Below are 11,860 nucleotides of genomic sequence, written 5' to 3' on the forward strand. Positions count from 1 at the left end.
CGACCAGAATGACGAACCGGCTCGACTGGGCGGAATGGCCCGCGCCGTCCGGGGTCTGACCGGCGGCAATGGCGCGATCACGTGATGTGTCGGGCGGTGGTCGGCGCCAATCATCGAGTCATGGCCCAGCTCACCGAACTCCCCGGTCTGCACCGGCTCCGGGTCGTCCTGCTGATGTTCGTCCTCTACGCCGGCACCGGGGCGGGTGGTCACGCTCCGGCGTGGACCCGTCTGGTGCTGATGGCGACCGCCGCGGCGATTCCGGTCGCGATCACGGTCCAGTACGGCTGGCCCGGACTGCGTGCCCTGCTGGGTGCCTCGTCCCGGCTACGGCTGCGGGGCGGATCCGTTCCCGCGCCCAATCCGATCCAACCCGACTGAGGAGACAGCGATCATGGCGAACAGCGATCCCCAGCCGCGGCGCGGCGATCAGGGTGCCGCGCCGCTCGCGGGCCGCAACGTCGAGCTCGAGCGGCAGAATCCCGATCTGCTGGTGCCGCCGACGACCGACAGCCGGCTGGTACCCAACCTCAAGTTCTCCTTCTCCCAGGCGCACACCCGGGTGGAGAAGGGCGGCTGGACCCGGGAGGTCACCAGCCGGGACCTTCCGATCGCCACTCAGTTGGCTGGTGTCCAGTTCGGGTTGGAGCCGGGCGGATACCGGGAGATCCACTGGCACCAGCAGTCGGAGTGGGCGTACATGCTCAGCGGCAGTTGCCGGATCAGCGCCGTCGACCACGAGGGACGCAACTTCATCGAGGACGTGAAGGCCGGCGATCTGTGGTTCTTTCCGCAGGGCGTGCCGCACAACATCCAGGCGCTGGAGGACGGCGCACAGTTCCTGCTGGTCTTCAACGACGGGGCGTTCTCGGAGAACAACACGTTCCTGCTCAGCGACTTCTTCGCACACACCCCCCGGCACGTGCTGGCCAAGAACTTCGGCTGGACTCTGGAACAGATGGAGAACCTGCCCGAGCGGGAGAAGTACATCTTCCAGGGTGACGTCCCACCGCCCCTGCAACAGGACCGGGTGGTCAGCCCGACCGGTGACATCCCCCGCAGCTTCAAGCACCGGATGCTCGCGCAGACCCCGCAACGGTTCCGTGGCGGTACGGTCCGGGTCACCGACTCGACGAACTTCGCCGCCTCGGTGACCACCGCCGCGGCCCTGGTGGAGGTCGAACCGGGCGGGATGCGCGAGTTGCACTGGCATCCCACCACCGACGAGTGGCAGTACTACATCTCCGGCACCGGGCGGATGGGCGTCTTCGCCTCGCAGGCCGCCGCCCGCACGTTCGACTTCCAGGCCGGCGACGTGGGTTACGTCCCCTTCGCGTACGGCCACTACATCGAGAACACCGGCGACGAGCCACTGGTGTTCCTGGAGATGTTCCGCCATCCCCGGTTCGAGGACATCTCGGTGATGCAGTGGATGGCGAACACGCCCCACGAGATCATCGCCGACACGATCAACGTGTCGAAGTCGATGGTCGACAGCCTGCCGACCACCAAACAGGTCGTGATCTGAGCGAACCGTCCGTCCGTCCGGCCGTCCGTCCTCGGAGGACGGACGGCCGGACCGGTGGGTCAGCTCCCCGCGGGTGCCGGGGAGGTGGGAGCCGCGGCGGGTCGTCGGCGTCGGGACACCGCACCCACCACCACGTCGATGAGGAGGAAGGCGAGCAGGGTGAGCCCGAACAGGGGCAGCGTCCAGCCGATCGCCGCCGTCACCGGTACGCCGATCAGCAGCGCCCAGAGCGGCAGGCCGCGTACGCCGCTGCGGGCCGGCGGGGTGCCGGCGATCGCACGGCGGTCGGCGCGGGTGGGCCGGCGTTGCCACCACATGCGGTAGCCCCAGAAGATGACGCAGAGCAGACCGAGGGCGAGCGCGGCCAGCAGGATCTGGTTGACCAGACCGAAGAGGATCCCCATGTGGGCCTGGATGCCGAGGCCGCTCAGTTTCGCCAGCAGGGGCCAGTCGGCGAAGTCGCTGCGGGCGGTGACCGTGTCGGAGGCCGGGTCGACGGCGATCCGGTCCTTCTTGACCGGCCAGATGTTGTCGACCTGCGTGACGGTCCAGGCGGAGCCCGGCTCCGGCGCGGGACTGATCTCAACCGGACCGGAGAGGCCCGCGCCGCGAGCGACAGCCAGGACCCGGTCGAAGGTCGCCGACGGGACGACCCCGCCCGCGTCGGCGGGACCGTGTTCGTGGCCACCGCCGGTCTCGGCCGGGGCGGTGGAGCCGACGGTGAGGCTGGTGGAGATCTCGGGCGTACGGGCGCTCAGCGCGTCGAGGCCGGCGGCGAAGTTCGCCCCGGCGTAGCGGGACCAGGTCAGGCCGGTGACCGAGAGGAAGAGGAGTCCGACGGTGAGCCAGATGCCGGTGGTGGCATGCCACCCTCGGGTGCGGCGGACGCCCTTACCCGTGGACAGGTCCGGCACGAACAGGTGCCGGGCGGCGGCTCGTGCGGCCCCACGTCGCCGCCACCAGAGGACGACCCCACCGAGCGCCATCACCCACAGCCAACTCGCGGCCAGCTCGGAGTAGTGCTCGCCCACCGTTCCCAGGTGCAGGTGGCGGTGCAGGTCGTCCAGCCAGGTGGTGACCGGTGTGGACCCGAACCAGGTGGTGAGCTGCCCCTGGGACTCGCCGGTGTACGGGTTGATGTAGACGGTGTGTTGGTTCTCGCCCAGCTCGGGCAGGGAGAACACCACCTTGGTGGTCTGGTCGCCGGCGCCGGGTTGCACTGTGGTGATGCTGCCGTCCGGGTGCGCGTTGCGCGCGGCGCCGATCTGCTCGGCCAGCGGCAGTTGCCGGTCACCCACCTGCGCGACCGTCAGCTGGTCGCCGTAGAGGATCGTGTCGAGTTGCGGGGTGACGGTGTAGGCCAGGCCGGTCAGTGCGGCGACCAGCAGGAACGGGGCGACGAGGATGCCGGCGTAGAAGTGCAGCCGTAGCAGCAGCGCGCCGAACGGCGACGTGCGACGGGCGGCTCGGGCCGGTTTCTCGGCGGTGGTGGCGGGCTCCGGCTGCGGGGTGCCGGACAGTTCAGTCAGAGACATGGTGATCCGATCGGAAGAGTCGGGAAGCACGAAGGTGCTTCCCGTACTGGTCTGGTCGCCCGGTGAGGTGTCGCATCGGCCCTGACTGGTAGTCGGGGAGAAGACGCCGGCGGTTCCCGAAGAACGGTTCTAGGCGAGGTCGTCCTCCGCGCCGGTGGCGTCGGCCCGGTCTGCGGCGGGTCGGATCAGCGCCGGGCGGCCCGTCGCCACAGCAGCCCAGCCGTCACCAGGACGAGGAGGGACAAGGCGGCAGCCGCGACGAGGACACCGGCGCTCGGACCGCCGCCGGACGCTGCCGTGGCGGCGGGCGGGGTGGCCGCTGACGCGCTGACGGCCACAATCGGCGCGGCGCTGGACGAGGGATCGGCCACCGTGAACGGGTACGACCCCTGAACCGGGTGCCCGTCGACGGAGACGACCCGGTAGGCGACCGTGTACGTCCCGTTCGGCAGGGTGTCGGTCAGCTGGACGGTGCTCTTCGCTCCGGTGACCACCGGTTCGCCGGTGGGAACCTTCCGCTTGGCGGCGTCGGTGAGCACGATGGTGGTGAACGCGGGGTCGAGTCGCTGCATGAATTCGAGCGTGACCTCGGTCGGTGCGCTCGGCAGCGTCGCGTCCCGAGCGGGCGTGGCCGTCTTGAGCGAGTTGTGCGCCCAGGCCGGGCTGGCCGGGATGAGCACCGCCACGAGGACGGCGAGCACCGCCGCGCCGAGTCGGACGGCTGCGAGACGGGTCGGTGGCACGCTCATCCGAGCACCTGCTCGCCGATCCACCCGCCCGGTTGACATCCGGGCGGGATGGCGAAGACAGCGGAGCCGATCGGCGTGGTCCACTCGTTGAGCAGGTCCCGGTCGGCCAGCCGGCGCTGGATGGGCAGGAACTGTCGTGCGATGTCGGCCTGGTACGAGGCGAAGATCAGGCCGCTGTCCGCGTGGCCCTCCGCCGTCGGCGCACCGTCGTAGTTGTAGGGCCGGCGCAGAATCTTCAACCGGTCGTCGGTCACGTGGGCGCGGGTCAGGTGCGAGAAGTCGGGGATGACGGTGAGGCCGTCGGCGTCGGTGGCGGCGAAGTCGGGTTCGTCGTGTTCGGCGGTCCCGGTGAGCGGGGCGCCGGTGTCGAGCCGTCGCCCGACGGCGAGTTCGCGGTCGGTCCGGCCGAGCAGGTCCCAGGTCTCCATGTTCATGCTGATCCGCCGGAGCACCACTGTGGTGCTGTCGCGCAGCCACGCCGGGCCCTCCGGGACCCAGAGCGCGGTGTCCATGGGCGCGCCGGGTCTGGGGTTGGCGGTGCCGTCGAGCTGACCGAACAGGTTGCGTTGGGTGTGGCCGCCCGGCTCGACACCGGGGCTGCGCCGGAAGCCCTGCTGGACCCACCGCACCGTCGCGAACGGTCGGCTGTCCTTGATCAGGACCCGCTGGGCGTGGGCGACGGAGATCGCGTCGTCCGCGCAGATCTGCAGCAGCAGGTCACCGCCGGACCAGGCCGGCTGGAGTCGGTCGATGCGCAACGGCGGCAGTTCGGTGACCGACGCCGGCCGGCGGTCGTCGACGCCGGCCGCCCGGTAGAGGCCCGGCCCGAAGCCGAAGGTCACTGTCAACCGTGCCGGCAGCAGCCCGAGTTCGGCCTCGGTGTCGGCCAACGCGGGTCGGCCCTGGGTGAGCCGGGCGGCGTCGTCGGTGAGCAGCCGCAACATCCGGCCCAGCGCGGCCCGGTCGGTGCCGGCCCGCAGGGTGAGCGCCACGAACGACGCGTGCGCCTGCGGTTCGGTGGACACCCCCGCCTGCCGGGCGCCATGGAACGGCTCGACCAGGCCGCCGACGCTCGCCACCGGCGTGGTGTCGGCGACGGCCGGCGGTTGCCCGCCGCCGGTTCGGGTCGTGGCGATGGCGGCACCGCCGGCCAGGGCTCCTCCGGCAGCGAGCGCCCCTCCGGTGAGCAGGCCGCGCCTGCTCACCGGCCGGACGGGTGGCGTTCGCGTCACGATGCCGGGCTCATGCTCGTTCCCGGCGTGGCGCTCATGCCGGGCATCGGCTGGCCGTGCCCGGGGGCGTAGCTCTCCTGCGCGCCGGTGAACGGTTTGGCCACGGCCCTGAACTGCTGGGACCGGCCGTCGGCGAAGGTCAGCGTGAAGGTCAACTCGTCGCCGGCCTGGACGGGCTTGGTGAGGTTCATCAGCATGAGGTGGTCGCCGCCGGGCTCCAGCGCATGCGTGCTCTTGGCCTTGATCACGATGCCACCCTGCTTGGCCTGCATGACCATCTTGCCGTCTTTCATGGTCATCTCGTGCAGTTCCATCGGTGACAGGGGGTTCGTGGCACCCGTCACTGTGACATCGCTGTCGCCGTCGTTGACCAGGGTTCCGAAGGCCGCCGTCATGCCCTTGTCGGCGGCCTTCACCCACGGGTCACGAATGCCGAGCACGCCCGCGTCCGGGTTGGCTGAGGTCGACGCGGACGGGCCCGCCTGCGCGGTCGACGGAGAGTCGGACGCCCCGCAGCCGGCGGCGCCCACCGTCAGAATCGCGGCGGCGAGGATCGCGGCCGAGCGGCGGCGTGAAACGTTCGGGCTGGTGGCGCGCATGTGTTCTTCCTCCGATGATTGCTGCTGGGAGGTTGGTCGGCCGCAGCACGGAGAAAGTTCCGGAGTCAGGGGACGTTGATCGTGAACTCCCCGGTGTGCACCTTGCCGGCGACCTGGAAGTCGAAGAAGGCCCGGTACCGGCCTGAACTCGGCGCGGTCAGCCAGAACTTGACCGTCCCGTCGACCAGCTCCGGCTCGGGGTGCACGTGCACGTAGCCGAGGTCGCCCTCACGAACCACCACCAGGTGCCCGTACGCGGCAAGGTATCGCTCCAGCTGCGCGGGCGCTGCGCTGTCGGCGCTGGCGACCTGGAAGTGGATCGGTGCCGTCACCCCCACCGTCGGGGTGCCGGTCATCGACACCGTGTACGGACCAGCCGTCGCCTTCGCCTGCGCCGGCGGCAGCGCGGTCGGGGTGTGCGCGCCGGGCACCGTGTGGTCGACGCCCAGCACGAGCGGCAGCGGCGTGCCGTTGGCGGCGGTGACGGAGAAGTCGGCGTAGACGCGGTAGCCGCCGGGCCGGGCCAGCGTCATGGGGACGCTCCAGGTGCCGTCGGGTGCCATCGTCGGGTGCAGGTGCTGATAGCCGGTCAGGTCACGGCCCACGACGATCATGTGCAGCGGCTTGTCGTGGACGACCGCGAAGCGGGTCGCCGGCTGCCGGTCGGTGCCGACGATGCGGAAGCGGTAGTCGGCGCGTACCCCGGCGGGTTGGGTTCGTTCCAGCGGTTGCAGCGTGTAGCCGCCGGCGCTGACGGTCGTCCCGGTGGCGAGTGTCTCGCCGGTCGCGCCGTCACCCCGGTGCGTGTGCGGTCCGGTGCCCGCCGGGTGTTGGTGTCCGTCGTTCGCGGACCCTGCCGGGCCGGAGGCGGGCGGACCGCCGACCGGCTGCCGGGCGGTGTTGGCGGCCGGGCCCTCGTTGCCGCTGATGCGCGCCAATCCGAACCCGCCGAGCAGCGCCAGCACCAGGGTACCGACGAACAGTGCCAGGCTGGTGTTGCTCAGCCGGGATCCGGGCGTCGCCGTGGCAAGATCCGGCTCAGCCGATGCCCCGGAGCCGACGGGCGGTCGACTGTCCGTCGTGGCGGGGGCTTTCGCGTCCTCATCGGTCGGAGTTGGATCGACCGAGACGCCGGTCCGAGCCACGACGACCGCGGTCTCCTTGCGCGCGGCCGGCACGGCACCGGGCCGCCGCTTACCATCCGAGGTCTGCGTAGCGCTGCCGGTCGTCGCGACGGTTCTGCCCGCGTCGGTTCTGCCAGCGACGGCTCCGCCGTCGGTCTTAGCGACGGCGGCCTTGCTGACGGCGGTCTTGCTGACGGCGGTCTTGCTACCGGCGGTCTTGCTGCCGGTGCCCTTGCCGCCGGTGGTCCTGGTCCCGGGACGGGTGCCGGCGCCGCGTCGAGCGGATGTCGTCGGCGAGGTACGGCCACGGCCGGCGGGTCGGCCGGCGGGGGTCGTCCGCCGACGCCAGACGACGAATCCGGCCACCGCTGCCGTGGCCACCGTTGCCAGGCCGGCCCAGACGACTGCTCCCGGACCGCTCTCGTCCGTCGACCCGGTCGGCGCGGCCGCTGCCGCGGACGGCGGAACGGCGGTCTCGACCGCGACCGTCGGCACCGCCGACGCCTGCCCGGACGACCCGTGTTGCTCGGCGGTGGCCAACAGCGCCGGATCCGGCTGGGTCGACGGCGGGCTCCACCCCTTCGGTGCCGCCGTCGCCGGCCCGTCGTAGCGGAAGGTCAAGGTGCCGCGTACGGGGTCGCCGTCCGAGGCGACCGACAGGTAGCTCACCGAGTACTGGCCCTTGGCCGGCAGGTGCGCGACCGCCACCGTCGCGGGGAACCCGGTCGTGTACTCGCGTGGCTCGAACTGACCGTTGACCAGGAAGTACTCGCGCACCGGCTTGTCCAGCGGCTTCGGCTCCCCGTACGACCAGCCATTGTCGACCCGGATGCCACCCGGCGCGGTGATCGTGAAGAACGCGTTGGCAGCGGCCTTCTCGGTGAAGAACAGCTGCACCGAGGTCAACGGCTCGCGCACGGTCGCGCCACCCGCCGGCGTGGACATCGCGAGGGTCCCGTGAGCTGCGGCGGGCTGAGCGGACGCGAGGAGAGCGACAGCCGAGGCGAGGAGGAGCGCGAGGAGGCCCGAGACCACCCGCCCAGGAATCTGAGGGTGACGACGCATCTGAATATCCTCACTGGGCTGAGACTTTTTACAAGAGGTGACGAACTTTTTCCTCACATGGCTAAAGCCGAACACCTCCCGGGCGGAGGGGCCGTCACCCCTGGCCAGCTATGCTCCCGGTGGCGCTGGTTCGCCCGGTCGTGAGGTGGCTGGGCGTCGTAAGAGGGAACCCGGTGGGAATCCGGGGCTGCCCCGCAGCGGTGAGTGGGAACGACCGCCGTCATCAGCACTGGGCCAGTGGCCTGGGAAGCGACGGCCAGTAGGGGACCGGCGTGCAGCCGGTCGGGCCCGCGAGTCCGAAGACCTGCCAGTGCCGCGTACACAACCGTGTGCGCTGCCGTCGGCCTCGCGGGTGGGCTGAGCGGGTGACGTGTCGCGCTCTCTGCGTGGGCGCGTCCTCGTCAGTGTGCGTCCGTGGTCCGGGGGTGTGGTTTCCCGAGGGACGGACTACCGCTGTGCACGACACCACCACCACCACCGGCCGAGCACCGTCGGCGTCGCACCTGACCCTGTCGCAGATCATGGACCAGCACCACACGAACCTGATGGGTACGGTGCACGGCGGCCGGATCCTCAACCTCATCGACTCGGTGGCCGGGGTGGTCGCCGCCCGCCATTCCGACGGGCCAGCGGTCACGGCCGCGATCGACGAGACCGCGTTCCTGCGGGCGGTGCGGGTCGGCGACGTCGTGCACGTCGACGCGCGGATCACCTGGGCCGGTCGCAGCTCGATGGAGGTGGCGGTCAAGGTGACCGCCGACCGGTGGGACCGGGCGGTCCCGCCCACCGACGTGGCCACCGCCCACCTGGTCATGGTCGCCATCGACGACGATGGCCAGCCGAGGACGGTGCCGCCGCTGCTGACGGAGACCGACGGGGACCGGCGACGGTACCGGGAGGCGGAGATCCGCCGCGAGCACCGGCTGGCGTTGCGGCGGGCGCTGCTCGACGGTGCCGAAGACGACTGACCCGTGCGCGGTGCGCCCGTCGCGGCGCCGGCGCGGTCCGAGGAACCCGCCCCGCCGTCGATCTGGTCAACCCTCTCGACACGAAGATCCAGGCTGGAAAGGCCGCGCACGCGCGTGTCGAGCTGCCTGCGGTGCTCGGCCTGGACCTTGCCGGCGTCGTGGCGGCGGTCGGCGCGGAGGTGACCGACTTCGAGCCGGGGGACGAGGTGTACGGGCTGCGCGACGCTCGACGCGTCGTTCGCAGCGGTACGCACCTACCACGGGCATGTCGTCAGCGCGCTGGGCTGGGGATCGCATTCGCTCGCCCCGCTGTCGTTCCAAGGCGCGACCACGCTGGCGCTTCGAAAAACAAATCGCTATGGTGCTTCTGAATCAGAATCGCCCTCGGAGGTGGCTATGGCTCGCATACCCGCGCTCGAATCACCCTTCACCGCGGACGTCGAGGCCCAACTCGCCGCGATGATGCCGACCAGCATGCCGCCGATCGGCCTGTTCCGAACGTTCGCCAAGAACTTGCCGATGACCATCGCGATGAGCCACTGGGGCCGATACGAACTCGGCCGGCAACTATCCCTCACACTCCGTGAGCGCGAAATCGTCATCCTCCGCACCTGCGCACGCTGCCGCTGCGAGTACGAGTGGGGCGTCCACCTGATGGTTTTCGCCGACCGCGCCGGACTCACCCGGACCGAGATCGCCTCGCTCACCCACGGAATGCCGGACGATCCGTGCTGGGCCACCGGCCGGGAACAAGCGCTGATTCAGGTGGCGGACGCCCTGCACGACGCAGCGGACATCGATGATGAAATCTGGCGATTCGCCCACGAGGTTCTGGACGAGTCGCAGTTGCTGGACCTGTTCCTGCTCTGTGGGTGGTACCACGCGATCAGCTTCGCCGCCCGGGCCGCCCGCGTCGAACTCGAGCCGGGCGCGCCTCGCTTCGCCGACGTCACGCCCTGATGGACCGCCTCCAGGCGACAGCGGTGGACGCCTGCACCCGCGATGGGCAAGGTGGTAGCCCATCACGGTCGTGATCGACGATGCGCGCTCACCGACGACGAACGGCACTCGATCGCATCCACGGCCGGCACCTCCCACACCGCGTTCATCGACACCAGCGCCGCAGACACCCCGTCTTCACCACCGAGGGCGGCCGATGGGCGACAGCGATGGGATCAGTGCCGCGCGCCAGGCGCTTGGCCGTCGCCTCGCGAACCTACGCAAGGCTGCCGGACTCACGCAGCACGGCCCGCTCCTCTCGTGCGTTATGTCCGCAGCTCCATCGCCAGACCAGACCCGCGCCACCGGCTGCACGTTAGGTCGGTGGGCGAGGGCGTCGCCTTTGACGTGCAACCTGGTCGTCGTCTCGGGCGCCTGGCTCGGTCTTGTGATTAGACGTATACGCCTATAGGTTGCCTGGGTGCCTTTGGACGCGTCAAGGAACAGCCTGGTGTTGCCGATCCTCGGACTCCTCGTCGAGCAGTCGGCGCATGGCTACGACATCACGACACGCCTACGCGAGCGATACGGACACCTATCGGTCACCCGCAGCACGGTTACGTCCCTGTTGAAGGCGCTCGAGAAGGCAGGCTTGGTCTCCTCCGGGCGGCCCGAGCGAGTGGGGAATCGGCCGCCGCGTACGGCCTACGAGTTGACTGCCGTAGGTCTCGCCGACTTCCGCCACAAGGTCGAGGCTGGCGTACGCGACACCCCGGCCGCGTCCGTGGACTTCGTCATGGCGGTCGCCTACGTCGGAATTCTTCCGATCGACCAGGCGGCGTGCATCCTGGACGGTCGCGCCGACCGGCTCGACCAAGAATTGGCTGCCCTTTCGGGGCTGCCCGACGGTGACGTACTCGAAGTGCACATGCTCGAAGTCGCCTACTGGCGCACCATCGTCGCCACCGAAGCCACCTGGATCAGGACTCTGGTGCGGCGGATCTGCGCGCGCGAGATCGGCTGGCCAACCCAGAAAGCCCACCAATACGGGAGTGCAGAAGCGTGAAGTTCGGTATCTATCCGGGCGGGCGGGCCGGCACGGTCTGCTCCCACCCACCCGATGTCGCCGCGATCCGCCACCTCGTCGACGACCTCTCGAATGGTCGCCCCTTCGTCATCCGCGAGTACGTGCACTTCCTCGGCGACCCAGCACCGCCGGACGTCGTCACCTCGCTCGGCGCCGAACACGAACTCGCGCACCTCACGATGCCCGACGAGTGGTACGTCGACGGAAACCGTGAGCTGGACCTCGTGGTCAGCTACATCCCCCGGGCCGCCGACCTCTCCGGATGGCTGACCTTCCTCGACACCGTGATCGACCGCTACGGTCACCTGACGCGGTACCTCCAGGTGACGCTTGAGCCGAACTTCCCCATCCCGCTCATCGACGGAAGCGCACCGGGCGTGCTCGAGGCCCTGGTCCTCGGCATCCCGCACGCACGCGCCGCTCTGGACCGGCGGGGTCTCCAGCACGTACGGACCGGCTTTTCCGTCGCCGAACCACCCGAATGGTTGGGCGGCGACGACCAGTTCTGGTCGTACCTTTCCTCGGTCCCGTACCAGGACTTCGCCGCCCACGTCGACTACGTCGGCCTGGGCCTGTACCCCGACGCCTTCTCGCCCGTCGCCCCGCGGGGCAACCCGGGAGACACCGCATCCCTCACCACACACGCCCTGCACCACTTGCGGGGCGGGTTGCTGCCCCGCGCGCACATCCCGCCCAACACTCCCATCCACATCGTGGAGAACGGCACCCCGAGCGGGTCACCGCGCACCGAGCAGGCACAGTGCGACTCGCTGTCGGACATGCTCGGCGTCATCCTCACCGAACAAGAGCGTCTGAACATCACCCACTACGAACTGTTCAGCCTCAGGGACGCCGACAGCAACTCCACGGAACCCACCGGAACACTCGGCATCGTCACCGACACCTACCGACCCAAGCCCGCCCTCGCCGTCTACCGCGACATCGTCCGCACCGCTGGCCCGCTGCCCGTCACCAGACATCCCTGAGCGCGGCGAACCGAGACGCGGCGAGGCGGGCGATTGTCCACTATGGTC

At 70.2% G+C, this 11,860-nt stretch carries 12 protein-coding genes, 1 pseudogene and 1 riboswitch; of the genes and pseudogenes, 8 read left to right on the forward strand and 5 right to left on the reverse strand.

What is annotated here, in order from left to right; genetic code table 11:
- The first annotated feature begins 120 nt into the window (after positions 1–120).
- Both ACZ6NZ_RS07590 and ACZ6NZ_RS07595 read left to right on the forward strand, forming a co-directional pair.
- Entirely contained in the window at positions 121–381 is a 261-nt protein-coding gene (locus ACZ6NZ_RS07590; RefSeq protein WP_366609198.1) for a hypothetical protein, read from the forward strand.
- Between the two features lie 13 nt (positions 382–394).
- Positions 395–1,528, forward strand: a complete 1,134-nt coding sequence (locus ACZ6NZ_RS07595) for an oxalate decarboxylase family bicupin (RefSeq protein WP_465856743.1) — start codon at positions 395–397, stop codon at positions 1,526–1,528.
- 59 nt (positions 1,529–1,587) lie between these two features.
- Here ACZ6NZ_RS07595 and ACZ6NZ_RS07600 read toward each other — a convergent pair whose 3' ends face one another.
- The 5 genes from ACZ6NZ_RS07600 to ACZ6NZ_RS07620 all read right to left on the reverse strand — a co-directional run bounded on the left by ACZ6NZ_RS07600 (position 1,588) and on the right by ACZ6NZ_RS07620 (position 7,832).
- Positions 1,588–3,063 (reverse strand): PepSY-associated TM helix domain-containing protein, encoded by a 1,476-nt coding sequence (locus ACZ6NZ_RS07600; RefSeq protein ID WP_465856745.1) that lies wholly within the window; start codon positions 3,061–3,063, stop codon positions 1,588–1,590.
- A gap of 185 nt (positions 3,064–3,248) precedes the next feature.
- Positions 3,249–3,812, reverse strand: a complete 564-nt coding sequence (locus tag ACZ6NZ_RS07605) for a copper resistance CopC family protein (protein ID WP_465856747.1) — start codon at positions 3,810–3,812, stop codon at positions 3,249–3,251.
- Entirely contained in the window at positions 3,809–5,017 is a 1,209-nt protein-coding gene (locus tag ACZ6NZ_RS07610; RefSeq protein ID WP_465856749.1) for a Dyp-type peroxidase, read from the reverse strand. Before ACZ6NZ_RS07610 ends, ACZ6NZ_RS07605 begins: the two co-directional genes overlap by 4 nt.
- A gap of 23 nt (positions 5,018–5,040) precedes the next feature.
- Positions 5,041–5,643 (reverse strand): copper chaperone PCu(A)C, encoded by a 603-nt coding sequence (locus ACZ6NZ_RS07615; RefSeq protein ID WP_465856751.1) that lies wholly within the window; start codon positions 5,641–5,643, stop codon positions 5,041–5,043.
- A gap of 65 nt (positions 5,644–5,708) precedes the next feature.
- Positions 5,709–7,832 carry a copper resistance CopC family protein gene (locus tag ACZ6NZ_RS07620; RefSeq protein WP_465856753.1) on the reverse strand — a complete coding sequence of 708 codons (2,124 nt, stop codon included), beginning with the start codon at positions 7,830–7,832 and terminating at the stop codon, positions 5,709–5,711.
- 109 nt (positions 7,833–7,941) lie between these two features.
- A riboswitch (cobalamin riboswitch) is annotated at positions 7,942–8,158 on the forward strand.
- A 195-nt stretch (positions 8,159–8,353) separates the two neighbouring features.
- On the opposite strand from ACZ6NZ_RS07620, the gene ACZ6NZ_RS07625 reads away from it, so the two are divergent.
- The 6 genes and pseudogenes from ACZ6NZ_RS07625 (at position 8,354) to ACZ6NZ_RS07650 (ending at position 11,812) form a co-directional block, all read left to right on the forward strand.
- The gene (locus tag ACZ6NZ_RS07625) at positions 8,354–8,800 is read left to right on the forward strand and encodes an acyl-CoA thioesterase (protein WP_465857394.1); all 447 of its coding nucleotides are present in this window, start codon (positions 8,354–8,356) and stop codon (positions 8,798–8,800) included.
- A gap of 62 nt (positions 8,801–8,862) precedes the next feature.
- Positions 8,863–9,171 (forward strand): alcohol dehydrogenase catalytic domain-containing protein, encoded by a 309-nt coding sequence (locus ACZ6NZ_RS07630; RefSeq protein WP_465857396.1) that lies wholly within the window; start codon positions 8,863–8,865, stop codon positions 9,169–9,171.
- 25 nt (positions 9,172–9,196) lie between these two features.
- Positions 9,197–9,760 (forward strand): carboxymuconolactone decarboxylase family protein, encoded by a 564-nt coding sequence (locus ACZ6NZ_RS07635; protein WP_465857398.1) that lies wholly within the window; start codon positions 9,197–9,199, stop codon positions 9,758–9,760.
- Positions 9,761–9,956: 196 nt separating this feature from the next.
- Positions 9,957–10,096 (forward strand): annotated as a pseudogene (locus ACZ6NZ_RS07640) (helix-turn-helix domain-containing protein); the annotation flags it as partial.
- Positions 10,097–10,250: 154 nt separating this feature from the next.
- Positions 10,251–10,805: a PadR family transcriptional regulator gene (locus ACZ6NZ_RS07645; RefSeq protein WP_465856755.1), complete on the forward strand. Its 555-nt coding sequence runs from the start codon at positions 10,251–10,253 to the stop codon at positions 10,803–10,805.
- A complete protein-coding gene (locus ACZ6NZ_RS07650; protein WP_465856757.1) occupies positions 10,802–11,812 on the forward strand; it encodes a hypothetical protein in 1,011 nt (336 codons plus the stop codon). Before ACZ6NZ_RS07645 ends, ACZ6NZ_RS07650 begins: the two co-directional genes overlap by 4 nt.
- The last annotated feature ends 48 nt before the right edge of the window (positions 11,813–11,860 follow it).

The organism is Micromonospora sp. NPDC047756, from assembly GCF_055587245.1.